This is a genomic window from Streptomyces sp. MJM8645 (assembly GCF_001625365.1).
Taxonomy (GTDB): Bacteria; Actinomycetota; Actinomycetes; order Streptomycetales; family Streptomycetaceae; genus Kitasatospora.
The window spans coordinates 3,220,076-3,243,188 of record NZ_LJJF01000001.1; the positions used below are offsets into that span (position 1 = coordinate 3,220,076).

At 72.0% G+C, this 23,113-nt stretch carries 20 protein-coding genes and 2 tRNA genes; 5 read left to right on the plus strand and 17 right to left on the minus strand.

Translation table 11 applies throughout. The features are described 5' to 3' along the window. Window positions 1–103: 103 nt before the first annotated feature. Window positions 104–174: transfer RNA gene (locus tag A6F73_RS13630), tRNA-Gln, on the minus strand. Window positions 175–423: 249 nt separating this feature from the next. Between A6F73_RS13630 and A6F73_RS13635 the strand changes: the two genes are divergently transcribed. Beyond that, window positions 424–1,416 carry an acyl-CoA desaturase gene (locus tag A6F73_RS13635; RefSeq protein WP_063348050.1) on the plus strand — a complete coding sequence of 331 codons (993 nt, stop codon included), beginning with the start codon at window positions 424–426 and terminating at the stop codon, window positions 1,414–1,416. A 191-nt stretch (window positions 1,417–1,607) separates the two neighbouring features. Continuing rightward, window positions 1,608–2,210 carry a TetR/AcrR family transcriptional regulator gene (locus A6F73_RS13640; protein WP_063348051.1) on the plus strand — a complete coding sequence of 201 codons (603 nt, stop codon included), beginning with the start codon at window positions 1,608–1,610 and terminating at the stop codon, window positions 2,208–2,210. Window positions 2,211–2,268: 58 nt separating this feature from the next. On the opposite strand, the gene A6F73_RS13645 is transcribed toward A6F73_RS13640, so the two are convergent. Beyond that, window positions 2,269–3,060 (minus strand): methyltransferase domain-containing protein, encoded by a 792-nt coding sequence (locus A6F73_RS13645; RefSeq protein WP_063348052.1) that lies wholly within the window; start codon window positions 3,058–3,060, stop codon window positions 2,269–2,271. 110 nt (window positions 3,061–3,170) lie between these two features. On the opposite strand from A6F73_RS13645, the gene A6F73_RS13650 reads away from it, so the two are divergent. Continuing rightward, complete coding sequence (locus A6F73_RS13650; protein WP_063348053.1) at window positions 3,171–3,668, plus strand: MarR family transcriptional regulator; 498 nt, start codon at window positions 3,171–3,173, stop codon at window positions 3,666–3,668. Window positions 3,669–3,683: 15 nt separating this feature from the next. Here the strand turns inward: A6F73_RS13650 and A6F73_RS13655 are convergent, their stop codons facing one another. The 5 genes from A6F73_RS13655 to A6F73_RS13675 form a co-directional block, all read right to left on the minus strand. Then, entirely contained in the window at window positions 3,684–4,631 is a 948-nt protein-coding gene (locus A6F73_RS13655; protein ID WP_063348054.1) for a response regulator transcription factor, read from the minus strand. Between the two features lie 298 nt (window positions 4,632–4,929). Beyond that, window positions 4,930–5,892, minus strand: coding sequence for a UDP-glucose 4-epimerase GalE (galE, locus tag A6F73_RS13660; protein WP_063348055.1), 963 nt, complete (start codon window positions 5,890–5,892; stop codon window positions 4,930–4,932). A gap of 151 nt (window positions 5,893–6,043) precedes the next feature. After that, complete coding sequence (locus A6F73_RS13665; protein ID WP_063348056.1) at window positions 6,044–6,712, minus strand: LuxR C-terminal-related transcriptional regulator; 669 nt, start codon at window positions 6,710–6,712, stop codon at window positions 6,044–6,046. 195 nt (window positions 6,713–6,907) lie between these two features. Then, a tRNA-Thr gene (locus A6F73_RS13670) sits at window positions 6,908–6,983 on the minus strand. 206 nt (window positions 6,984–7,189) lie between these two features. Then, window positions 7,190–7,639 (minus strand): helix-turn-helix domain-containing protein, encoded by a 450-nt coding sequence (locus tag A6F73_RS13675; protein ID WP_079135662.1) that lies wholly within the window; start codon window positions 7,637–7,639, stop codon window positions 7,190–7,192. Between the two features lie 205 nt (window positions 7,640–7,844). On the opposite strand from A6F73_RS13675, the gene A6F73_RS13680 reads away from it, so the two are divergent. Further along, window positions 7,845–8,441, plus strand: a complete 597-nt coding sequence (locus A6F73_RS13680; protein ID WP_063348057.1) for a flavodoxin family protein — start codon at window positions 7,845–7,847, stop codon at window positions 8,439–8,441. 20 nt (window positions 8,442–8,461) lie between these two features. Here the strand turns inward: A6F73_RS13680 and A6F73_RS13685 are convergent, their stop codons facing one another. From A6F73_RS13685 to A6F73_RS13695, 4 genes are all read right to left on the minus strand, one after another. Then, entirely contained in the window at window positions 8,462–9,796 is a 1,335-nt protein-coding gene (locus tag A6F73_RS13685; protein WP_063348058.1) for an MFS transporter, read from the minus strand. Between the two features lie 123 nt (window positions 9,797–9,919). After that, window positions 9,920–11,245, minus strand: coding sequence for a S8 family serine peptidase (locus A6F73_RS39315; protein ID WP_079135663.1), 1,326 nt, complete (start codon window positions 11,243–11,245; stop codon window positions 9,920–9,922). A gap of 99 nt (window positions 11,246–11,344) precedes the next feature. Continuing rightward, window positions 11,345–13,024 carry a hypothetical protein gene (locus tag A6F73_RS41445; protein ID WP_159398449.1) on the minus strand — a complete coding sequence of 560 codons (1,680 nt, stop codon included), beginning with the start codon at window positions 13,022–13,024 and terminating at the stop codon, window positions 11,345–11,347. A gap of 43 nt (window positions 13,025–13,067) precedes the next feature. Continuing rightward, the gene (locus A6F73_RS13695; RefSeq protein WP_159398450.1) at window positions 13,068–13,514 is read right to left on the minus strand and encodes a hypothetical protein; all 447 of its coding nucleotides are present in this window, start codon (window positions 13,512–13,514) and stop codon (window positions 13,068–13,070) included. Between the two features lie 417 nt (window positions 13,515–13,931). Between A6F73_RS13695 and A6F73_RS44005 the strand changes: the two genes are divergently transcribed. Further along, window positions 13,932–15,830: an FUSC family protein gene (locus tag A6F73_RS44005; protein WP_159398451.1), complete on the plus strand. Its 1,899-nt coding sequence runs from the start codon at window positions 13,932–13,934 to the stop codon at window positions 15,828–15,830. 56 nt (window positions 15,831–15,886) lie between these two features. Here the strand turns inward: A6F73_RS44005 and A6F73_RS13705 are convergent, their stop codons facing one another. From A6F73_RS13705 to metG, 6 genes are all read right to left on the minus strand, one after another. Then, on the minus strand, window positions 15,887–17,746 hold the full coding sequence (locus A6F73_RS13705; RefSeq protein ID WP_063348062.1) for an ABC-F family ATP-binding cassette domain-containing protein: 1,860 nt from the start codon (window positions 17,744–17,746) through the stop codon (window positions 15,887–15,889). Between the two features lie 188 nt (window positions 17,747–17,934). Next, entirely contained in the window at window positions 17,935–18,852 is a 918-nt protein-coding gene (locus tag A6F73_RS13710) for a 4-(cytidine 5'-diphospho)-2-C-methyl-D-erythritol kinase (RefSeq protein WP_063348063.1), read from the minus strand. Continuing rightward, entirely contained in the window at window positions 18,849–19,793 is a 945-nt protein-coding gene (gene rsmA, locus A6F73_RS13715; RefSeq protein WP_063348064.1) for a 16S rRNA (adenine(1518)-N(6)/adenine(1519)-N(6))-dimethyltransferase RsmA, read from the minus strand. Before rsmA ends, A6F73_RS13710 begins: the two co-directional genes overlap by 4 nt. Before the next feature lie 28 nt (window positions 19,794–19,821). Beyond that, window positions 19,822–20,445 (minus strand): Uma2 family endonuclease, encoded by a 624-nt coding sequence (locus A6F73_RS13720; protein ID WP_244293383.1) that lies wholly within the window; start codon window positions 20,443–20,445, stop codon window positions 19,822–19,824. A 70-nt stretch (window positions 20,446–20,515) separates the two neighbouring features. Then, window positions 20,516–21,394: a TatD family hydrolase gene (locus A6F73_RS13725; RefSeq protein WP_063348066.1), complete on the minus strand. Its 879-nt coding sequence runs from the start codon at window positions 21,392–21,394 to the stop codon at window positions 20,516–20,518. Next, a complete protein-coding gene (gene metG, locus A6F73_RS13730; protein ID WP_063348067.1) occupies window positions 21,394–23,013 on the minus strand; it encodes a methionine--tRNA ligase in 1,620 nt (539 codons plus the stop codon). Before metG ends, A6F73_RS13725 begins: the two co-directional genes overlap by 1 nt. Window positions 23,014–23,113: the final 100 nt, after the last annotated feature.

Sequence of the window (23,113 nt, forward strand, 5' to 3'; positions counted from 1 at the left end):
GGCCCGGACCGGACCGAGGCCGGTCGCCATTCGCACAGTCCGCCGAGCAGCACCGACAATACCGGCGGTTCGGCGGTACGCCCGAACCTGAGGCGTGCAGAGGCTCCGCCGCTAGGATTCGAACCCAGACAAAGGCCTCCAAAGGGCCCTGTGCTGCCATTACACCACGGCGGATGGTTGCTCAGACCCTACCCGAGTCGACCCGGCCATGGGTATCAACTGCCGCGATCCGCAGGCCCCGATCCGCCGGAAACGGTCGAACAAGCCGGGCCGCCGGTTCATCCATCCAGTCGGGTGAATTCACTCAAGCGCCGTGCGGCGGCGTGTTCCCTTCGCCACGGAGCGCAACCTACGATGCCGTAGGTTACGCCAACGTAGCCTCCGCTCCTCCCTCCCGCACAGAGATGCCGCAAAGGGACGCCCATGACCACCAAGGCCGGCGAGCCGAGCGCGGGGAACGCCGCGCTTCCCACCGAATCCCCCGATCCCACCGACACCGCCGCCACCCGGCTGTCCGCCACCCGCGGCGGGGAGAAGCAGGGCCTCGCCGAACGGCTCGCGCTCGGGCTGTTCATCCTCCTGCCGTTCACCGCGCTGCTGGCCGCCGTGCCGGTGGCCTGGGGGTGGGGACTGGGGTGGACGGACGCGGCGATCACCGTCTCCATGTACTTCCTCACCTGCCACGGCATCACCGTCGGCTACCACCGCTACTTCACCCACAGCGCGTTCAAGGCCAACCGCCCGATGCGGCTCGCCCTCGCGATCGCCGGCAGCCTGGCGGTCGAGGGCCCGCTGGTGCGCTGGGTGGCCGACCACCGCAAGCACCACCGGTTCAGCGACAAGGACGGCGACCCGCACTCGCCGTGGCGCTACGGAGAGAGCCTCCCCGCCCTGCTCAAGGGCCTGTGGTGGGCGCACATGGGCTGGATGTTCGACGAGGAGCAGACCCCGCAGCTCACGTACGCGCCGGACCTCGTCCGCGATCCGGCCATACGGCGGATCTCCCGGCTGTTCTGGCTCTGGACCATGATCTCGCTGCTGCTCCCCCCGCTGGTCGGCGGGCTGGTGACGCTGTCCTGGTCGGGCGCGCTGTCCGCCTTCTTCTGGGGATCGCTGGTCCGGGTGGCCCTGCTGCACCACGTCACCTGGTCGATCAACTCGATCTGCCACGCCGTCGGCCGCCGCCCGTTCCGCTCCCGGGACCGCTCGGGCAACGTCTGGTGGCTGGCGGTGCTCTCCTGCGGCGAGTCCTGGCACAACCTGCACCACGCGGACCCGACGGCCGCCCGACACGGGGTGCTGCGCGGGCAGATCGACTCCTCGGCCCGGCTGATCCGCTGGTTCGAGCTGGCCGGCTGGGTCCGGGACGTCCGTTGGCCGGACGCACAACGGATCGCCGCCCGCCGCGCCGCATGAGTCGTCGCTTCCAGCATGATGTAGGGGTGAACGGGAGCAGCGCAGACAGCACAGGCGGCCACCAGAGCACGCGGACGGACGCGGCGCCCGACGCGGCGCCGGCCCGTCCGCGAACCGCTGCACCGGCGGGCGGGGGCGCCTCGGGAGGTGCGCCCGCCCCGGCGCCGCGCCGCCGGGGCGGGCGGGTCCGGATGACCGGCAAGCAACGGCGGGAGCAGCTGCTGGAGATCGGGCGGACGGTGTTCGCGGAGCGCGGCTACGACGGCACCTCGGTGGAGGAGATCGCCGAGCGGGCCGGGGTGTCGAAGCCGGTGGTGTACGAGCACTTCGGCGGCAAGGAGGGGCTGTACGCGGTGGTGGTGGACCGCGAGATGCAGCTGCTGCTGGACATGGTCACGGGGGCGCTGACCGGCGGGCACTCGCGGGAGCTGCTGGAGCAGGCCGCGTTCGCGCTGATGGACTACATCGACACCTCGACGGACGGCTTCCGGATCCTGGTCCGGGACTCCCCGGTGGCCCAGTCGACCGGCACCTTCGCGTCACTGATCAGCGACATCGCGACGCAGGTGGAGGACATCCTCGGCCTGGAGTTCAAGTCCCGGGGCTTCGACGCGCGACTGGCCCCGATGTACTCGCAGATGCTGGTCGGCATGGTGGCACTGACCGGGCAGTGGTGGCTGGAGGTCCGCAAGCCGGACAAGGCGCAGGTCGCGGCGCACCTGGTGAACCTGGCCTGGCACGGGCTGGAGGGCCTGGAGCGGCACCCGAGGCTGGTCGGCGGGCGCAAGGACTGACCTGCGGGCGGAAGGACCGACGGCCCTCCCGCCTCTCATCAGGCCCGCCCGCCCCGCATCAGACCCTGGTCCCGACGGCGAAGATCCGCCGGAACGGGAAGACGGTGCCGTGCGGTCCGGCCGGGTAGGCCTCGCGCAGGAGCGCCCCGTACTCGGCGAGGAAGGCGGCTTGGCGGCCGGGGTCGGTCAGCCGGGTGAGGACGGGGCGCAGGGCGGTGCCCTTGACCCAGGCGAGGACCGGGTCCGGGCCCGGGAGCAGGGTGCGGTAGGTGGTCTCCCAGACGTCGGGCGTGCAGCCGGCGGCGGTGAGGGCGTCCAGGTAGCGCTCGGGCGGGTGGACGCCGGCCCTGGCGTCCTCGTCGCCGAGGAGGCCGCGCCAGCGGGGGCTGCGCCGGAGTTCGGCGAGCAGGGTGTGGCTGGGGGCGTCGAAGTTGCCGGGGACCTGGAAGGCGACGGTACCGCCGGGCCGCAGGGCGCCGGCCCAGCGCGGGACGAGGCCGAGGTGGCCGTCGATCCACTGCAGCGTGGCGTTGGAGACGATCAGGTCGGGTCCGGCCGGGGCCGGGTCGTAGTCGCGCGCGTCGGCGAGCAGGTAGTCGGCGGTGGGCTCACCGTCGGTGCGGGCGGTGGCGAGCATCGGGGCGGAGTTGTCGACGCCGGTGAGGCGGGCGTGCGGCCAGCGTGCGCGCAGCACGGCGGTGGAGTTGCCGGGGCCGCAGCCGATGTCGAGGATCACGGGATCGCCCGGGTTCGGGAGGGCGGGGACGCGGGCGAGCAGGTCGCGCAGCGGACGGGTGCGTTCGTCCGCGAAGCGCAGGTACTGCGCCGGGTCCCAGACGGGACTGGTCATGGTCCACCTCGCAAGTATCTCGACATCAAGATATCCCAGGTAGCCTTGCTGGCACATTTCTCGACGTCAAGAGACTTCACATCGACACATCCACCGATACACTGATCGTCATGGAGGACGAGGTCGACAGGCTGGTCGCAGCGTGGCGCCGAGAGCGCCCCGACCTCGACGTGGAGCCGCTGGAGGTACTCAGCCGGGTCAGCAGGCTCGCCCGGCACCTCGACCGCGCCCGCCGCACCGCCTTCGCCGAGCACGGGCTGGAGCCCTGGGAGTTCGACGTCCTGACCGCCCTGCGCCGGGCCGGCTCCCCCTACCAGCTCTCCCCCGGCCAGCTGCTCACCCAGACCCTGGTCACCTCCGGCACCATGACCAACCGCATCGACCGCCTCACCGGCAAGGGCCTGGTCAAGCGCCTGCCCGACCCGGACGACCGGCGCGGCGTGCTCGTCCGGCTCACCGACGACGGCCGCGACCGCGCCGACCAGGCACTCGCCGGACTGCTCGCGCACGAACGCGAACTGCTCGCCCAGCTCAGCTCCGGCCAGCAGGGCGAACTCGCCGCGCTCCTGCGGCAGCTGGTCGCCCCCTTCGACAACATCCCGGGCTGATCCGGGCCCCGGAGCTCACGTCCGGTCCACCGCGGTCACGATGGACGGCGGCGCCGGCAGGGCCGGCTCGGCCGGGCTGACCCCGGCCCGGCGGGCCACCGCCACCGCGGCCAGCGTGGAGTGCACCCCGAGCTTGCCGAGCACGTTCTGCATGTGCGTCCGGACGGTGTGCGGCGACAGGTAGAGCCGCTCCGCGACCGCCTGCCGACCCAGGCCCGCCACCATGCAGCGCAGGATCTGCTTCTCCCGCGGGGTCAGGGTGTCGACCAGCCGCTCGCTCTCGGTGCGGTCCCGCCGGGCGGTGGTCAGCTCGCGGATCACCCCGGTCAGCAGCGCGGGCGGCAGGTGCGTCTCGTCCCGCAGCACCCCCCGGACCACCGCGAGCAGCCGGGCCAGCGAACTCTCCTTGGCCACCCAGCCGGTGGCACCCGCGTGCAGGGCCCGGGCGGCGCGGTGCGGATCGTCGGCGGCGGCCAGCACGACCGCCCGCAGCCCCGGATGGGCGCGGCGGACCCGGGCGAGCAGGGTGATGCCGTCCGGTGCCGGAGGCGCGGTCCTGAGCTGGTCGGCCCGGTACGCGTCGGAGCGGGCCGACTCCGCGCCGCGCCCACCCGGGCGCAGCAGGTCCACCGAGCGCCCGCCGGACGGCACCACCGGCGGGCCGACCGGGTGGCGGGGCGGCGGCACCGCCGGGGCCAGCCGCCGCCGGGCCGCGTCGGCCGCGTCCGGGCCGGGCCGGCTCCGGGCACCCGCCGAAGCGACGCCCTCGGCCCCCAGGTCGGCATCGATCAGAACCACGTCGAAGGCCCGCCCCTCGACGGCGGCACGCTCCAGCGCCCGCTCGGCGGCGGCCCCGCTGCCGGCCGCCCCCACCTCCACGTCGGGCTCGGCGGCGAGCGCCGCGGCCAGGGCCTCGGCGAAGATCCGGTGGTCGTCGACCACCAGGACGCGGATCCGCCCCATCGTCACTACCCCCCTGCTCAGACCGGCCCGAGCCCGGGGGCGGGGACCGGCCCCGGCACCCGCGGTCCGGGCCCGTCACTCCGCCCGCCCACCGGTGGCCGGTGAGGCCGAAAAAGGGCGCCGGCCCCCACCGGTACCGCACTCAGCGTACGGGCCGGGAAACCCCCTCGTGGCGGTTTGGTGAAGTTTCGTCAGGAGGTGCGCGAGTGGCGGGATTTCACGCCATCACCGGTCGAAGCGGGCAACGCCGAGGCGCCGCCCCCAACCTCCGGGAGCGGCGCCTGCGGGGTCCTGCGGCCTACTGGCCGTGCTTCTCCAGGGCGAACTTCCAGGCGTCGGCGACGATGTCGTCCAGGTTCGGGCGGCGCGGCGTCCAGCCCAGCGCCTCGTGGGCGCGGGCCGCCGAGGCCACCAGCACGGCCGGGTCGCCGGCCCGGCGGCCGGCCGCCTGCACCGGGATCTCCCGGCCGGTGACGCGCCGGACCGACTCGATCACCTCGCGCACCGAGAAGCCGCTGCCGTTGCCCAGGTTGCAGATCAGGTGCTCGCCCGGCTTGGCCGCGTCCAGCGCCAGCAGGTGCGCGTCGGCCAGGTCCGCGACGTGGATGTAGTCGCGGATGCAGGTGCCGTCCGGGGTCGGGTAGTCCTCGCCGTACACCGCGATGTGCGGGCGCTGACCCAGCGCCGCCTGGAACACCAGCGGGATCAGGTGCGACTCGGGGTCGTGGCGCTCCCCGTACGCGCCGTACGCACCAGCCACGTTGAAGTAGCGCAGCGAGACGGCGGCCAGCCCGTGCGCGACGGCCTCGCTGGTGATCAGGTGGTCCACGGCGAGCTTGGTGGCGCCGTAGGCGTTGGTCGGCGAGGTGCGGGCGGTCTCCGCGATCGGCACGACCTCCGGCTCGCCGTAGACGGCGGCGGTGGACGAGAACACCAGCTTGCGCACACCCGCCGCGCGCATCGCCGCGACCAGCTCCAGCGACCCCGCCACGTTGTTGCGCCAGTACTTCTCCGGGTCCACGACCGACTCGCCGACCTGCGAGGAGGCGGCGAAGTGCAGCACGCCGTCGAAGGAACCGTCCAGCACCCGGCCGGCCTCCTGGACCCGACCCTCGACGAACTCGGCACCGACCGGGACGCCCTCACGGAAACCGGTGGAGAGATCGTCCAGGACGGTCACCTGGTGCCCCGCCTCCAGCAGGTGGGCGGCCACCACGCTGCCGACGTAGCCGGCGCCACCCGTGACCAGGTACTTACTCATGATGAGACCTCCAGCGGGCGACGGTCCGCCGGATCAGCGGCGGCCGTCGATGACGTGTGTACGACTGAGGCTATTCTCCCTGCCCGCCGGAGTGCCCAGGACCACGTGAACGGGCCACCCGGGAGCCGGTTTCACGAAACCCGAGCCCCCCTCAGCCGCCGGCCATCCGCTCCAGCAGCCCGGTACGGGCCGCCACCGCGGCCGCCTCCAGCCGGGTCCGCGCCCCGAGCTTCATCAGCACCCGCTGGACGTGCGTCCGGGCGGTGCTCGCGGCGATCCGCATCCCGGCGGCGATCGCCGCCGTGTCCTCCCCGTCCGCGATCCGGGCCAGCACCTGCACCTCACGACGGGTCAGCAACCGCAGCAGCCGCACCGCCTCGTCGTCCGGCTCGGCGACCGGCCGCAGCAACTGGTCGAAGGCCCCGCGCAGCACGTCCACGGCCACCGCCGCCTCGCCCGCCCGAGCCCGCCCGATCGCCCGCTCGACCACCCCGATCCGCTCGTCGCTCGGCACGTACCCCGCCGCCCCGGCCGCGAACGCCCCCGCCACACCGCGCAGTTCACCCACCGGCCCGAGCACGATCACGGCCACCTCGGGGCGCTCCCGGCGAATCCGGCGCAGCCCGTCGAAAGCCGCCGGCTCACTCGGCGCGGCCACCCCCAGCAGACACACCTCCGGCCGCCGGCCGACCACCAGATCAGCCGCGACCCCGGCCGGGCAGCCGACCGCGAGCACCCGGTGGCCGCGCAGCTGCAACGCCGTGGCCAGCGCCTCGGCCAACAGCCGGTGATCGTCGACCACCACGAGTCGAACGCCCATGACGCCCTCCCGGTCGGGGTTCGGCTCGCGCCCGCACCCCATGGGCGGGCGGCCGATGACGCACCATCACAGCGCATTCCGTACCCGACCCGCTAGGCCGCCGCGTTCGGCCGCCGCACTGGGCCGCCGTCTTGGACCGGACGGCCTGATCGGGGAACAGCAAAAGGCCCTCGCCATGAAGCGAGGGCCTTCGAATGGAGCCCCCATGCGGAATCGAACCGCAGACCTTCTCCTTACCATGGAGACGCTCTACCGACTGAGCTATAGGGGCTTGCCGGGCTTTCACCGGGCCGGTCGAACAAGGAAGACATTACACGGCTGGCAGCCCGGAAGGGAAATCGGCTCCGCGACCCCGGCGCATGCCGGACCGACCCCCGGCGGGCGGGCACCCGGCCCTCGGCACGGGCCCGGTCGGCCTTCGGTACGGGGCTGGTCAGCCCTTGGCGCGGGCCCGGCCAGCCTTCGGCGCGCGCATGGTCAGCCTTCGGCGTGCGTCTCGTCGAACTCCTCACGGGCGGCCAGCATCTGCCCGGTTCGCTGCTCCGTCCAGCGGCCGAGCGGCGCCAGCAGCACGGCCAGCTCCCGGCCGAGCGGCAGCAGGTCGTAGACCACCCGCGGCGGCGTCTCCGGGAACACGGTGCGGCGCACCAGTCCGCTGCGCTCCAGGCTGCGCAGCGACTGGGTGAGCATCTTGCGACTGACCCCGCCGACGCCACGCTGCAGTTCGGAGAACCGCTGCTGCCCGCAGGCGGCGAGGCTCATCAGGATCAACATCGACCACTTGTCGGCCAGTTCGGCGAACATCGCGCGGCTGGGACAGAGCTGGGCGAAGACGTCGAGCTCCTGCTCCCGGTCCTGCCCGCCCTCCCGCTCCTGCCCCTGCCGCCCGGTGCCGCTCTCCACCCGGGCCGCTTCCTCCGTCGTCATGCCGTCCAGGGTAGCCCCGCGGTCTCCAATCCACCCTTGGTAACCAATGGAGACTTGGTCTATATTGGAGACCAGGCCGGCGGGTCGAGGTGCGACAGCACGCCCCGCCGTCGCTCCTCGGCTTGTCCCTGCCTTGCCTTACCTTGCCTTGCCTTGCCCTGCCTTGCCCCTGCCCGCACCCGTTCCCGTACAGGAGTGCCCCCGTATGACCGCCATCCGCCCGACCGTCGCCCTCGCCTACCACTCCGGCTACGGCCACACCGCCGTCATCGCCGAGGCCGTCGCCCGCGGCGCCGCCGCCGCCGGCGCCGAGGTCGTCTCGATCGCCGTCGACACCATCACCGACGAGCAGTGGGCCCAGCTCGACGCCGCCGACGCGATCGTCTTCGGCTCCCCCACCTACATGGGCACCGCCTCCGGCGCCTTCCACGTCTTCGCCGAGGCCACCAGCAAGCGCTGGTTCTCCGACGCCTGGCGGGACAAGGTCGCCGCCGGCTTCACCAACTCCGCCTCCAAGAGCGGCGACAAGGCCGGCACCCTCGGCTTCTTCCAGACCCTCGCCGCCCAGCACGCCATGAGCTGGGTCAACCTCGGCCTCAAGCCCGGCTGGAACGCCACCACCGCCACCGAGAACGACCTCAACCGCCTCGGCTTCTTCAACGGCGCCGCCGCCTCCAGCCCGTCCGACGCCGGCCCCGAGGCCGTGCACAAGGCCGACATCGCGACCGCCGAGTACCTCGGCGAGCGGGTCGCCCAACACACCGCCGTCGTGCTGGCCGGCCGCGCCGCCCTCGCCGGCTGACCGCACCGCACGGTCGGCACCTACGCCGCCGGGTCCGCCCCCAGGAGGGGCACCCGGCGGCGTCCGCCGTCCACCGCCCCCAACTCCGCGCCGCCGGTCTCCGGCAGCAGCCACAGGCAGCCCAGCGCCACCACGCCCAACCCCACCAGGTACCAGCCGACCGGCTCCGCCGTCCCGTACGCCTCCGTCAGCCGCGTCGCCACCAGCGGCGTCGTCGCCCCGCCCACCACGCCGCCCAGGTTGTACGTCAACGCGGCACCCGTGTACCGCACCCGGGTCGGGAACAACTCCGGCAGGAACGCCGCCACCGGCCCCATCAGGCACCCCAGCACCACCAGCGCACCCGCCAGCGCCACGAACATCAACGGCCGGCGCACCGTCTCCAGCAACGGGAACAGCACCAGCGACCACCCCGCCGCCAGACCCGTCGCCCAGCACAGCGTCCGCCGCCGCCCCCACCCGTCACTGCGCGACGCGCTCACCCACACCGTCACGCCCATGCCCAGCGCGCCCACCAGCAGCATCACCAACACCAGCGAACTCGCCACCCCGAGCCCGGACGTCGCGTACGCCAACGCGTACGTCGTGGTCAGGTAGAACAGCGCGTACCCCACGGTGATCGCCCCACAGCCCAGCAGCACCGTGCGCCAGTGCCCGCGCAACACCTCCACCACCGGCGCCCGGTCCCTCGGCTCGTCCGGCCGGAACAGCGGCGTCTCCTCCAACCGCAGCCGCACGAACAGCCCCACCGCCACCAGCCCCAACGACGCCAGGAACGGCACCCGCCAGCCCCACTCCCGGAACGCCCGCCCGTCCAGGCCGAGTTGGACCGCCAGGAACACCCCGTTCGCCAACACGAACCCGCTCGTCGGCCCCAACTGCAGGAACGCCCCGTACCGCCCCCGCCGCCCGGCCGGCGCGTTCTCCGCGATCAGCAGCGCCGCCCCGCCCCACTCCCCGCCCAACCCCACGCCCTGACACACCCGCAACACCACCAGGGCCACCGGCGCCCACCACCCCCACGACCCGAACCCCGGCAACACCCCCACCGCCGCCGTAGACAGCCCCATCAACAACAGCGACACCACCAGCGTCGCCTTCCGCCCCACCCGGTCCCCGAAATGCCCGAACACCACCGCCCCCAGCGGCCGGGCCAAGAACGCCACCGCATACACCGAGAACGCCGCCAACAGCGCCCCCACCGTGCCCAGTTCAGGAAAGAACACCGACCCGAACACCAAGGCCGCCGCCGTCCCGTACAAAAAGAAGTCGTAGAACTCGATCGCCGTACCGATCAGCGCCGCAGCCGCCGCACGCCTCAACTGCCCCGCCCGCCGGGCTTCCTCCGCATCCATACCACCACCCTGGACACCAGCCCGCCCCGCCACCAGCCCCCACCCGAGTGACCCCCGCGCACACCCCCACTCCACGCGCCCCCGGCTCAACACCCGAGGCGCACACCAGCGCAGGCGCCCAGATCACCGCACGTAAGGGTCCTCCCCCGGCGGCACCACAGGCCGCCCACCCGCCTTCCGCCGCCGCAACACGACGAACACCACACCGGCGACCAGCACCAACCCACCCACCACACCGGCCACAACCGGCAACGCACCACCCGAACCAGAGGACTTCTCCGCCCTCGGCTCCACCGACGGCGCCCCCACGGCCACATCACTCGGACTCGGAGCCGCCGAACTCGGCGAGGGCGCCGAAGTAGAAGTAGCCGACGGGCTCGCAGGCGCGGACGGGCTGGCCGAAGGCACAGTCTCCGCCGCCGGAACCGGAGACACGTCCGCCGGGCCAGGATCACCAGGGTCCGCCAGAGCGACCCGAGGCCGCACTACGCCATAGCCGACATCGTTGTTGCGGACGGATCCATCAGTCGGCTTCCCGGCCGTATTGATCAACACCCGCAGAACCTGATTCGCCGACCAATCCTTGTGAATAGACCAGATCAATGCAGCCGAGGCGGACACCAATGCAGCAGAATCCGAGGTGCCATGACTCTTGCAATAGCCCGTTTTCCCCGTGCAAGCCTCGATCATATCCATGCCAGGAGCTGCAAGGATCACCTGCGACCCCTGCTGCGACTCCGACGTCGCAATGACGTCGCGACCGACCGCCCCAACTCCAACAACATTGGGGAGCGCACCCGGATATTCAACAAGATTTCCCGACTGGGCAGAATTCCCGACACTGGAAACTACCAGCGATCCCTTCGCTCGCGCCCAAGCCAGGATGGTATTCAGCTTCGCAACATCTTCAGGGTGAGTCGCGACAGCGGAAGTGCCCTGAGAAATGTTAATGACCTTGACACCTTGATCGACTGCATAGGTGACGGCCTGGCCAATCTGTCCAAGGAAATCGGCCGAAATCACCGCCCCATCGGATCCGTTGGAAATCTTCAACGGTAGGATCTTAGCTCCAGGAGCAAGGCCGTAAGCGCCTTTCCCGCCGTCGGATTTTCCGGACCCAGCAATGAGGCTGGCCATCTGCGTACCATGCCCCTCCGCATAGGATCCAACGCCACCGGGGCTTCCACTGAAATCCTTACCCGGAATAAACTGCCCCACCAAATCCGGGTGATCCAACTTGAATCCGCCGTCGATCACTGCGACGGTAACGCTCTCCCCCTTGGAGGTCTTCCACATCTCCGATGCATGCATGGCATCCAAATGCCATTGATCCTCGCGGATCGAATCGCCTGCGATCGCCAGTGGTGCCGCCGGACCGGCCATGACGCCCGTCACCAGAAGCGCCGCAGCGAACATTCGCCAACGTGCGCGTGCGCTCGTCCGCCCCATCGCAACTCCTCGTCAATCTCTCCGTCGACCGGGGAGCGTGCCCCGAACAGGTCTGCCCGGCCACCGGGAGAGCCCAGTGACCGGGCAGTCGTTGCCGTCCTACTCAATCACGTCCGGGTTGCTGTGCGGCGTACCGCTGGTCCAGGTCTCCTCGTCCTCGTAGAGGTAGTCGGCCCGCTTGCGGCGATCGCGCTCGTTCCGCCCGGAGTGACCCGCCGTTCCAGGGGCCATCATGCCGTTCTGCCCGGAGCGGGCTTCGCCCTCAACGGCTCCCGCAGCAGCAGCCCGGTTGCGCAGGCCCGTACCACCCGGCGTGAACTCCCCGCCGGCAGCCGGTCCCTTGCGGCCGCCGACCGCCCCTCCTCCAGTCGAGGTCAGGCCCCGGCCCCGCGAACTGCCGCCCGAACCAACGGCTCCGGAACCACCACCCATCCCCGGATGCATGCCGCCCACACCGCCCGCGCTGCCGGCCGCTCCCGCCCGCCCCGCCTGGGCCTCGCGCGCGCCGAAGACCGTCCCGCTGGGCAGACCCTGGCTACCACCGGACTTCCCCGGCACCGAGCCGCCGCCGAACGGAGCCGTACGGGCGGGGATCGAGCCCCCTCCCTTGCCGGAGACGGATCCGCCACCACCCTTGGCCGGGATCGAGCCGCCGCCGCCCCCGGCCGGGAAACCGGTCACCGGGCCGCCACCCGGACCACCCGGATATCCCTGGGTACCACCGGGGCCACCCGGGTATCCGGGAATCCCACTCGGACCGTCAGGCGGGAGATTTCCACCACCACTGGGGCCGAGCGGGCCGGTCTGACCTGGCAAGGTCGGCACGGTCGGCAGGCTGTCAAGGCCGGTACCGGGACGGTGGACGGGTTCCGACGGCACAAAGGGATGCGTCGAGGAGCCCGGGTCCACCGGTGTCGGCGGCACCTGGCCACCGTTTCGCGACGGAATTGGGTCAGTGTGGCCTGGTACGAGCGGGCCTTGCGAACTCGATCCCGGGTTGCGGGGTACGGTCGAGCCGCCACCGTAAGTTCCACCTTGCGGGCTGTAACTCCCTCTGGCAGTAACGCCGCTGCCCGTACGAGGACTGCGGACGGAACCGCCGTAGCCGCCGTAGCCACCACCCTTTGGGTAATCCGACACATCGTCTCGGCTCTTACTCGCATCCGGCGTACCCGGCAGAGCCACGTCCCCGAGCCCGGCCAGCTTCGTCGTCGCCGCCTCGTACGCCTGCCCCAGCTTCTCCATCTGGTGGATGGCTTCCTGGTGGGCCTTGTAGACCCGCTGGGAGGCGGCCACAGCCTCCGTTTCGGTGACCCAGGAACAGTTCTGCTTCTTCATCATGGCGTCGACGGTGGCGGTGGTCGGCCCGGTCGGGGTGAAGTTGGCGCTCGTGAGCGCCATCTGGTTGGGCACCCCCTGGGTCGAGCGCGCCTTGACGATGTCGACATCGTCGTGTGGCACGTCCGGCACGGCCACCTTGGCGGTGCTGAGTGCCTCGCCGGCCTGGTGCATGGCGTCGCCGGCGGTTGTGGAGTAGTCACCGAGCAACGCGGCGGACTGCTGCAGGTTGCCTGCCCAGGTCTTGAAGCTCTCGGCGGCCGGCCCTTCCCAGCTGACGTTGCCGATGTGCGATTTGAGTGCCGCGCCGAGTTCCTTCAGGACGCGGCCGGCCGACTTCAGCTGGGTGCCGCGACTCAGCACCGTCGTGGGGTCGGTGCTCTGGACCATCTTCTTGAGCTGGGCGTGTCCGACGCCCTCGAAGTTCGTTCCGTCTGCCACTACTTACTCCCCGTTTCCCCGTGAGCGCCCTCGCCGACCACCATCAGAAGCCCTCGCCGCCGGCCCGCGCCGGCGTGGTGCCGCCCGCGTTCTTCGCGACGGCGTTCTGCGCGGCCGTCGTGTCGTCCTCGTTGGCCGAGTAGTTGCCCGCCGTCGCTGCGACCGCGGTCTTCATCGCCTCGATCTGCGACACGAAGTCCTTGTGCAGCTTGACGAGCTGGGTGTGCACCTTGTCGTAGGCCGCGGTCAGGGCCGTTGCTTCGGCGAACTCCGCGCTGGCGAAGCTTCCGCCGGTCAGTTTCTGTTCCTGGAGTTTGTACGGGGCCGCCGGGGAGCCTTCCATGGCCTGGAGCAGGGCTTCGATCTTCTTGGCGAACGCGGTGAGTGTGTCGAGCTCGACCTTGACGTCCTTCTTGCCGAAGGCGGACACCAGGTCGGCGGCGCTGACGTTCGTCTGCACGGTGCTGACGAGGGGGCCGAACCCCATCATGTGGCTGAGCATAAATGGCGTGATGTCACCGGACGTGTCCGGACTGGCCCCCGTGTTCGGTGGAACCTCTCCTGCCATAGCAGTTCACCTCTCCCCCGTACGGGCGGTGGTTCGGGGTAACCCCGGGGCCGCCGCTCCGCAACATACCGTCAACTTCTCGGTCGTACAGTGCTGGTCGGTGCACCGCCCGCCCTGGGGGCGGTTTCCGCCTCCGCAATCGTAGCCACCGCCTCTGTCGGGCTGGCAGGGCCCTTGGCCCGCCTGTGCGGGATCGGTACGAACTTGACACGTGCGGCCCTCGGGGGTGCCGTGCCGGGCCCCGGTAGACTGGCGTCGCCCGGTTGGACCGGGTACGCCCCCATCTGCCGCGCAATGTCGCACAGCAGCGTCCCCTGGCCGCAGAACGGACGTGACCTGATGCCTGCAGACGAGTCCGCCCCCTCCTGGTGGGCCCGTGCCGCCCGTCCTTCCCGGCCGCCGTTGCCGCTGGCACTGATGGCCCGCGCGGCGGTGGGCATGGCGGTGCCGCTGGCCGCAGGGCTGCTGGCGCACCGGCTGGATCTGGGGGTGTTCGCCGGTCTGGGCGCGATGCACGCGACGATGAACGACCGCGCGGAGCCGGGTGGCCTGCGGGTGCCCCGGATCGCGTCGGCGGTGCTGGCTTCGGCACTCGGCATGCTGATCGGCACTTCCCTCCAGCACGTGCACGTTTCGGCGGTCGCGCTCGGTGCGGCGCTCACGTTCACGGCGTTCGCGTCCGGCGCGCTGAGTGCGACGGGCCCGCGGGGTTCTGCGGCGGGGATGCTGCTGCTGGTGTCGGCGGCGTTGGGCAGCGGGATGCCGTTGCCGGATCCGTGGTGGGCGGCGGCGCCGATGATGCTGGCGGGTGCCGCGTTCGTGGTGGTGCTGGGTCTGCCGGGGGGCGCGCACCGCCGCCCCGCCTCGGATCCGCGCAACCGTGCGCTGGCGGCCGCATACGAGGCGTTCGGCCAGACGCTGGCCGATCTGGGCACGCCGCAGGGCGCGGCTTCGCGCCAGGTGTTGACGGCCCGGTTGAACCAGTTGCAGGACCTCCTCCCGCGACCGCACCGCCCGGGGTCGGAGTCCGCCCGTACGGTTCGGCTGCGCCGGATGTACGAGGCGGCGTTGGCCGCCACCGAGGCGGCGACGGGCCTGTTGTGGGCGTGGCGGCCGGTGCCGCCCGAGGTCGCGGAGGTGCCGCTCCGGTTGGCGGACGCGGTCCGGCGGGGCGGCGGCGAGGTCACCGTTCCGCAGTGGCAGCCGGACACGCCGTCCCGGCAGGCCCTGGACGTGGCGCTGCGCGCGGCGGCCGACACCGTGGCCGGCCGGGAGGCGGAGGTCGCTACCGCCCCGGCACCGCCGCCCGATCCGTGGCGGCTGCGGGTGCGGCTGCTGTCGCGCGGTTCGGTCCGGTACGGGCTGCGGGTGGCGTTGTGCATCGCGGTCGGTTCGGCGGTGACGGCCAGCTACCCGCTCAGCAAGAGCTACTGGGTGCCGATGACGATCGCCTTCGTGTTGAAGCCGGATCTCGGTTCGGTGTTCCTGCGGGCGGTGAGCCGCTCGATCGGCACGGTGCTCGGGGTGGCGGTCACGGCGGCCGTGGTGTCGCTCACGACCGACGCGTGGGTACTGACGGCGATCGCCGCGTTCTGCGTGGCCCTGTTGCCGTACGTGACGGCGGCGCACTACGGGCTGAACACGGTGGCGATGACGCCGATGGCGTTGATCCTGCTCCAGTTGGGCGGGCAGAGCAGCGCGGCCGAGTTCTGGCCGCGGGTGCTGGACACGGTGCTCGCGAGCGCGATCGTGCTGCTCTTCGGCTATCTGCTGTGGCCGGAGCGTCCGCGGCACCGGATCGAGCCCCGGCTGGTGGACGCGGCCACCGCGCTGCGGGCCTATCTGGACGCGGTCACCGGGGACGCGGGCCGGGCCGAGGTGTGGCTGCGCCGCACGGCGTACCGGGCGTTGGAGGACGCCCGCCAGGAGGTGCGGCAGGGGCTGGCCGAGCCGCCGCCGACGGGGCGGCTGGCGGAGCAGTGGCTGCCGGCGACGGCGGCGTTGGAGCGGCTGGGCGGCGCGGTGGCGGCGTTCGCGGCGCAGCTGCGGTACGGCGGCCGGGTGCCGGATCCGGCGGAGGTGGGGCGGGTGCGCCGGGCGCTGGACGAGCTGACGGCCGCGGCCCGCGAGCACCGCCCGCCGACCGGGGCGGCGGCCCGCCCGACGGCGCCGCACGACCCGGCGCGCAGTGCGCTGGGCCGTGCGGCGGACGAGCTGGAGGCCCTGCTGGCCCGGTAGGGCCCGAACGGGATCCCGGCACCGGCCAGGACTCCGACCAGAACTCCGACCAGGACTCAGACCTGCTCGGCCAGCTCCAGCCAGCTCAGCTCCAGCTCCTCCTTCTCCTCCCGGACGGCGCGCAGCTGCGCGTCCAGCTCCGCGACCTTGGAGAAGTCGGCGGCGTGCTCGGCGAGTTGGGCGTGCAGCTTGGACTCCTTCTGGTCCAGCTTGGCGATCTGCCGCTCCATCTTCTGCATCTCCTTCTTCGCCGCCCGCAGGTCGCCGCCCGACAGGGCCGACGCGGCGGTCCCGGCGTCCGGGCCGCCCGCTGCCGCGGCCGAAGCAGCCGAGGCGGTCGGAGCACCCGAGGCGGCCGAAGCGGCGGCGGCGATCGAGGCGGCCATCCGCGCCCGCCGCTCCAGGTACTCGTCGACGCCGCCCGGCAGCATCCGCATCTTCTGGTCGCCGAGCAGCGCGTGGACGACGTCGGTGGTCCGCTCGATGAAGAACCGGTCGTGGCTGATGACGATCATCGAGCCGGGCCAGCCGTCGAGCAGGTCCTCCAGCTGGTTGAGGGTCTCGATGTCGAGGTCGTTGGTGGGCTCGTCGAGGAAGAGCACGTTGGGCTCGTCCATCAGCAGGCGCAGCAGCTGGAGCCGCCGCCGCTCGCCGCCGGACAGGTCGCCGACGGGCGTCCACTGCTTGTCCTTGCCGAAGCCGAACTGCTCGCACAGCTGGCCGGCGCTCATCTCCCGGCCCTTGCCGAGGTCGACGCGCGAGCGGACCTGTTCGACGGCCTGGAGCACCCGGATGGCCGGGTCCAGTTCGACGACCTCCTGCGACAGGTAGGCGAGCCGGACCGTCTTGCCGACCTTGATCAGACCCGATGCGGGCTGCACGTCGCCCTCGGAGGCGTACGCGTCGCGCAGGGCACGCAGCAGCGAGGTCTTGCCGGCGCCGTTGACGCCGAGCAGGCCGATCCGCTCGCCGGGGCCGAGCTGCCAGGTGAGGTTCTCCAGCAGCAGCTTGGGGCCGGCCTTGACGGTGACGCCTTCCAGGTCGAAGACGGTCCTGCCCAGTCGCGCGTTGGCGAACTTCATCAGCTCGGACCGGTCCCGGGGCTCCGGCACGTCGGCGATCAGGGCGTTGGCGGCCTCGATCCGGTAGCGCGGCTTGGAGGTGCGGGCGGGGGCGCCGCGGCGCAGCCAGGCGAGTTCCTTGCGGGCGAGGTTCTGGCGCTTCTGCTCCTCGACGGCCTCGATCCGGGAGCGCTCGGCGCGGGCAAAGACGTAGTCGGAGTAGCCGCCCTCGTACTCGTGCACGGCGCCGCCCTGGACGTCCCACATCCGGGTGCTGACCTGGTCGAGGAACCAGCGGTCGTGGGTGACGCAGACCAGCGCGGAGCGGCGCTTCTGCAGGTGCTGGGCGAGCCAGTTGATGCCCTCGACGTCGAGGTGGTTGGTGGGCTCGTCGAGGACGATCAGGTCGGGCGAGCCGAGGAGCAGCTTGGCGAGGGCGATCCGGCGGCGCTCGCCGCCGGAGAGCGGGCCGATGACGGTGTCGAGGCCGTCGGCGAAGCCGGGCAGGTCGAGGCCGCCGAAGAGGCCTTCGACGATGTCGCGGATGCGGGCGTCGCCGAGCCACTCGTGGTCGGCCCGGTCGGCGATCACCTCGTGCCGGATGGTGGCCGTCGGGTCGAGCGAGTCGTGCTGGGTGAGGACGGCCAGCTGGAGGCCGCCGTTCCAGGTGATCCGGCCGCTGTCGACCTCCTCCAGCTTGGCGAGCATCCGGATCAGGGTGGTCTTGCCGTCGCCGTTGCGTCCGACGACGCCGATCCGGTCGCCTTCGCTGACACCGAGGCTGACTCCGTCCAGGAGGGCGCGGGTGCCGTAGACCTTCGTGACGGACTCGATGGTGGCGAGGTTGACGGCCACGTCTGCTGCGCTCCTGGGATTGGCGGTCTCGGGGCGGCCCGCCGGTCGCGGCCGGGCACCCCTGTCGGGGACGCCCCGATCTCCCCAGCCTAATGGGCCCGCCGAAGCGCCCTCACCGCCCGCAGTGGCGGGGGCCCGAACCGGCGGGCCCCGTACCGGCGAAGCCCTTAGAAACGTTGGCGGGGTCCCTACGGCACGAGCGCCGCCCCCGGCACCGGCCCGTACGTGGCGTGCGCGGTCCGGCAGGTGCCGGAGGCCCGCAGCGCCTCGGCGACGGCGGCGGCCGCGTCGGCGTCCTTGACGAGGAACGCGCAGGTCGGCCCCGAGCCGGAGACGAGGGCGCCGAGCGCGCCGGCCTCGGTGCCGGCCCGCAGGGTGGCGGCGAGCGCGGGGCGCAGCGAGAGGGCGGCGGGCTGGAGGTCGTTGGCGAGGGCGGCGGCCAGGGCGACGGCATCGCCCTGGGCGAGGGCGGCGAGCAGCGCGGGGTCGGCGTCGGGGGTGCGGACGTCGGTGTCGCTGGAGCCGGTGCCGGCTTCCTCGCGCAGGCGGTCGCACTCGCGGAAGACGGCGGGGGTGGAGAGGCCGCCGTCGGCGACCGCGAACACCCAGTGGAAGGTGCCGTCGACGGTGAGCGGCTGCAGGATCTCGCCCCGGCCGAGGCCCAGCGCGACGCCGCCGAGCAGGGCGAACGGCACGTCGGAGCCGAGTTCGGCGGCCAGTTCCAGGAGGGTGTCGAGGGGGGTGTCGAGCTGCCAGAGCGCGTCGCAGGCGACCAGCGCGGCGGCCCCGTCGGCACTGCCGCCGGCCATGCCGCCGGCGACCGGGATGGCCTTGGCGATGTGCAGGTGCACGCCGGGTTCGGCGATGCCGTGGTGGGCGGCGAGCAGGCGGGCGGCGCGGGCGGCGAGGTTGCTGTCGTCGAGCGGTACGACGTGGGCGTCCGGCCCGGTGCAGGAGAGCGTGACACCCTCCCCTGCCGTGGCGGTGACCTCGTCGCCGAGGGCGACGGCGAAGAACACGTTGGCCAGGTCGTGGAACCCGTCGGCGCGCAGTCCGCCCACCCCGAGCTGGGCGTTGACCTTCGCCGGAACCCGCACGGTGATCACTGGGAGTCCGCCTCCGGCTCGTGCTCGGCGATCTCCGGCTTGTGCTCGGCGATCTCGGGCTTGTGCTCGGCAATCTGCGGCTTGTGCTCGGCGATCGCGGCGAACTGCTCCACCGTGAGCATCTCGCCGCGCAGCTTGTGGTCGATCCCGGCGGCCGCGAGCGCCTGCTCGGCCCCGGCGGCGGAGCCGGCCCAGCCGGCCAGCGCGGCGCGCAGGGTCTTGCGCCGCTGGGCGAACGCGGCGTCGACGACGGCGAACACCTCCCTGCGGCTGGCGGTGGTCTTCGGCGGCTCGCGGCGGATCAGCGAGACCAGCCCGGAGTCGACGTTGGGGGCGGGCCAGAACACGTTCCGGCCGATGGCGCCGGACCGCTTCACGTCGGCGTACCAGTTGGCCTTGACGGACGGGACGCCGTACACCTTGTTGCCGGGCTTGGCGGCGAGCCGGTCGGCGACCTCGGCCTGCACCATCACCAGGGTGCGCTCGATGCTGGGGAAGGTCGCCAGCATGTGCAGCAGGACGGGCACGGCCACGTTGTACGGCAGGTTGGCGACCAGCGCGGTCGGCGCCGGCCCGGGCAGCTCGGTGACCTCCATGGCGTCGCTGAACACCAGGTCGAAGCTGTCGACCTTGCCGGGCATCCGGGCCGCGACGGTCGCTGGCAGGTGCTGTGCCAGCACCGGGTCGATCTCCACCGCCGTGACGTGCGCGGCCACCTCCAGCAGCGCCAGCGTCAGCGACCCGAGTCCGGGCCCGACCTCGACCACCGCGTCCTCGGCCGTCACCCCGCCTGCCCGGACGATCCGCCGCACGGTGTTGCCGTCGATGACGAAGTTCTGCCCGCGCTGCTTGGTCGGCTTCACGCCGAACGCGGCCGCCAGCTCCCGAATGTCGGCGGCGCCCAGCAGGTGGCTGTCAGGGGTGGGGTCGGTGGTGCTCACGCGCCAAGGATACGGGCGCGCGGGGCCCTCAGAGTTCGACGACCTCGGCGAGGTCGATCTCGACGGGGTACGGCACCGAGGTGCGGAGCACGCCTTCGTGCTGGGCGACGGGCAGGTAGACGCCCTTCTCCTCGTCCCGGTGGAACTCGTGCACGATCGGCAGGTTGTCGAGGCCACGCTCGACCCGCCAGTAGTACGGGATCTTCTTCTCGGCGTACTGGCCGGGCTTGCGGAAACGGTCGTTGGCCCGGGTGCCGTGGGATACGACCTCGACGGCCAGCACCAGGGATTCCGGCGGCAGGCACTCCAGTTCGAAGACGTCGAGACCGGTCTTGTCGAAGACCACCACGTCCGGCTTGGCCGTGTTGCTCTCGTCCAGGAGGACGCAACGCTCGACGTTTGCCGCGTACGGCGCGACGCGTGCGCTTCGAAGAGCCGTGTACAGCTCGTCGCGCACCTGGTCGTGCCACTGATTCGTCTGCCCCCGGACCACGATGACTCCGTCCACCAGATCCCATTCGAACGGCAGGTCGAATTTCTGAGCCTGCTCGTACGTCCAGCCCTGGGACGGCGGATGTGTCCAGTCGATGCGGTCCTCGACGGGTTCGTCGATCGGCTCGGCGGTCATCGCCACCTCCCTCACTGCACTCATGCTAGTCAGCCTAAGAAGCAGCCGGGAGTGCCGAATCGTTCCGCCGGAATCCGACTTTCGTTCGACCGGCTCAGTACCCGAAGGCCCGGGCCGTGTTCTCCGCGATCGCCGTGGACAGCTCGTCCTCGTGCAGCCCCAGCGTGTCGGCCATCGAGCGGACGGTGACCGGGATGAGGTACGGGGCGTTGGGCCGGCCGCGGTAGGGGTGGGGGGTGAGGAAGGGTGCGTCGGTCTCGACCAGGACGCGGTCGAGGGGGGTGGCGGCGAGGGCGTCGCGCAGCGGCTGGTTGGCCTTGAAGGTGACCGGGCCGGCGAAGGACAGGTACCAGCCGTGTTCGGCACAGACCTTGGCCATCTCGGCGTCGCCGGAGTAGCAGTGGAAGACCGTCCGCTCGGGGGCGCCTTCCGCCAGCAGGACGGCGATGACGTCCTCGTGGGCGTCGCGGTCGTGGATGACCAGGGCCTTGTCGTGCCGTTTGGCCATCTCGATGTGGCGGCGGAACGACTCCTTCTGGATCTCGACGCCCTCGGGGCCGGTGCGGAAGTAGTCGAGGCCGGTCTCGCCGACGGCGCGGACCTGCGGGAGGGCGGCGAGCCGGTCGATCTCGGCGAGGGCCTCCTCCAGCGCGGCCTCGCCGCCCGCCTTCCGCTGCTGGCCGGACCAGCCGTCCGCGTCGCCGAGGAAGATCCGCGGCGCCTCGTTGGGGTGCAGGGCGACGGCCGCGTGCACCTGCTCGTACTGGGCCGCCAGTTCGGCGGCCCAGCGCGAGCCGGGCACGTCGCAGCCCACCTGGACGACCGTGGTGACCCCGACCGAGGCGGCCCGGGCCAGTCCCTCGGCCGGGGTGCCGGCCTGCATGTCGAGGTGGGTGTGCGAGTCGGCCACCGCCACGGCCAGGGGTTGCGGCAGCGGCGGCGGGGTCGACCGGGCGTCGTCCTTGGCAGACATCAGGAGGCGGGCTTCTCTTCGAGGCGCGGGAACAGGATCTCGCCCTTGGTGACGGTGCTGCCGGCGGGCAGCCGGCCCCAGTCGGCGGTGGTGGCGATGGTCTGCGCGGCGAGCGCGCCGAGGCCGGCCTCGGCGCCGAGCGAGGTCCACAGCTTCTCGGCGGTGGACGGCATCACCGGGTTGAGCATGACGGCGGTGCCGCGCAGCGCCTCGGCGGCGGTGTAGAGGATGGTGGCGAGGCGGGCGCGGCCCTGCTCCGAGTCGTCCTTGGCCACCTTCCACGGCTCCTGCTCGGTGAGGTAGCCGTTGACCTGCTTGACGAACTCGAAGATCGCCGCGAGGCCGCCGGCGAAGTCCAGCTCCTCGCCGATCTTCCGGTCGGCGGTGGCGAGGGCCGTGGCGAGGCCGTCCGCGATGGCCTGCTCGGCGTCACCGGGGGCGGCGGCGGCCGGCAGCGCGCCGTCGAAGTACTTGCCGACCATGGCGGCGACCCGGGAGGCCAGGTTGCCGAAGTCGTTGGCGAGTTCGGAGGTGTACCGGGCGGTGAAGTCCTCCCAGGAGAACGAGCCGTCGGTGCCGAAGGGGATCGCCCGCAGGAAGTAGTAGCGGTAGGCGTCCACGCCGAAGTGCGAGGTGAGGTCGGTGGGCGAGATGCCGGTCAGGTTGGACTTGGACATCTTCTCGCCGCCGACCATCAGCCAGCCGTTGGCGACGACCCGCTTGGGCAGCGGCAGGCCCGCGGCCATCAGCATGGCGGGCCAGATCACCGCGTGGAAGCGCAGGATGTCCTTGCCCACCAGGTGGACGGAGGCCGGCCACAGTTCGGCGAAGCGCTCCGGGTCGCTGCCGTAGCCGGCCGCGGTGATGTAGTTCTGCAGCGCGTCCACCCACACGTACAGGACGTGATTCTCGTCCCAGGGCAGCGGGACGCCCCAGTTGAAGGTGGAGCGGGAGATCGAGAGGTCCTTCAGGTCCTGCTCGACGAAGCGCAGCACCTCGTTGCGGGCCGAGGCTGGCTGGATGAAGTCCGGGTTGGCGGCGTAGAACTCCAGCAGCTTCGGGCCGTAGGCGGAGAGGCGGAAGAAGTAGTTCTCCTCCTCCAGCCATTCGACCGGCCGCTTGTGCACGGAGCAGAGCTTCTCGTCCTCGGTGGCGCCGTCGAGCAGTTCGGCCGGGAGCTTGAACTCCTCGCAGCCGACGCAGTACGGGCCGGAGTAGCCGCCCTTGTAGATCTCGTCCTTGTCGTACAGGTCCTGGACGAACTCCTGCACGCGGTCGGTGTGGCGCTGCTGGGTGGTGCGGATGAAGTCGTCGTTGGCGATCTCCAGGTGCTCCCAGAGCGGCTTCCAGGCCTCTTCGACCAGCTTGTCGCACCACTCCTGCGGGCTGACGCCGTTGGCCTCGGCGGTCCGCATGATCTTCTGACCGTGCTCGTCGGTACCGGTCAGGTACCACACCTTCTCACCGCGCTGGCGGTGCCAGCGGGTGAGGACGTCGCCCGCCACGGTGGTGTACGCGTGGCCCAGGTGCGGGCGATCGTTGACGTAGTAGATCGGGGTGGAAACGTAGTACGCCGGGGCGGTCGCCCCGGTGGTGCTGTGGTCTGCAGTGGCCGCCATGGTCGGAAAGCTTAGTCGGGCCCACCCGCAGCCCTCGACCGGATAACCGCATGACCGGCGACGGCGGGGGCCGCCCGCCGCGCTGCTCGCGGCGGGCGGC

Bases quoted from the DNA above. Each gene is read 5' to 3' on its own strand.
- A6F73_RS13645 (WP_063348052.1), bottom strand. From the start codon at position 3,060: ATGACCAGTCCCGTCTGGGACCCGGCGCAGTACCTGCGCTTCGCGGAC.
- A6F73_RS13720 (WP_244293383.1), bottom strand. From the start codon at position 20,445: ATGAGTGCAGTGAGGGAGGTGGCGATGACCGCCGAGCCGATCGACGAA.
- A6F73_RS13680 (WP_063348057.1), top strand. From the start codon at position 7,845: ATGACCGCCATCCGCCCGACCGTCGCCCTCGCCTACCACTCCGGCTAC.
- A6F73_RS13665 (WP_063348056.1), bottom strand. From the start codon at position 6,712: ATGGGCGTTCGACTCGTGGTGGTCGACGATCACCGGCTGTTGGCCGAG.
- A6F73_RS39315 (WP_079135663.1), bottom strand. From the start codon at position 11,245: ATGGGGCGGACGAGCGCACGCGCACGTTGGCGAATGTTCGCTGCGGCG.
- A6F73_RS13725 (WP_063348066.1), bottom strand. From the start codon at position 21,394: ATGTCTGCCAAGGACGACGCCCGGTCGACCCCGCCGCCGCTGCCGCAA.
- A6F73_RS13650 (WP_063348053.1), top strand. From the start codon at position 3,171: ATGGAGGACGAGGTCGACAGGCTGGTCGCAGCGTGGCGCCGAGAGCGC.
- metG (WP_063348067.1), bottom strand. From the start codon at position 23,013: ATGGCGGCCACTGCAGACCACAGCACCACCGGGGCGACCGCCCCGGCG.
- A6F73_RS13695 (WP_159398450.1), bottom strand. From the start codon at position 13,514: ATGATGGGGTTCGGCCCCCTCGTCAGCACCGTGCAGACGAACGTCAGC.
- A6F73_RS13640 (WP_063348051.1), top strand. From the start codon at position 1,608: ATGACCGGCAAGCAACGGCGGGAGCAGCTGCTGGAGATCGGGCGGACG.
- A6F73_RS13675 (WP_079135662.1), bottom strand. From the start codon at position 7,639: ATGACGACGGAGGAAGCGGCCCGGGTGGAGAGCGGCACCGGGCGGCAG.
- A6F73_RS44005 (WP_159398451.1), top strand. From the start codon at position 13,932: ATGCCTGCAGACGAGTCCGCCCCCTCCTGGTGGGCCCGTGCCGCCCGT.
- A6F73_RS13655 (WP_063348054.1), bottom strand. From the start codon at position 4,631: ATGGGGCGGATCCGCGTCCTGGTGGTCGACGACCACCGGATCTTCGCC.
- A6F73_RS13635 (WP_063348050.1), top strand. From the start codon at position 424: ATGACCACCAAGGCCGGCGAGCCGAGCGCGGGGAACGCCGCGCTTCCC.
- galE (WP_063348055.1), bottom strand. From the start codon at position 5,892: ATGAGTAAGTACCTGGTCACGGGTGGCGCCGGCTACGTCGGCAGCGTG.
- A6F73_RS13685 (WP_063348058.1), bottom strand. From the start codon at position 9,796: ATGGATGCGGAGGAAGCCCGGCGGGCGGGGCAGTTGAGGCGTGCGGCG.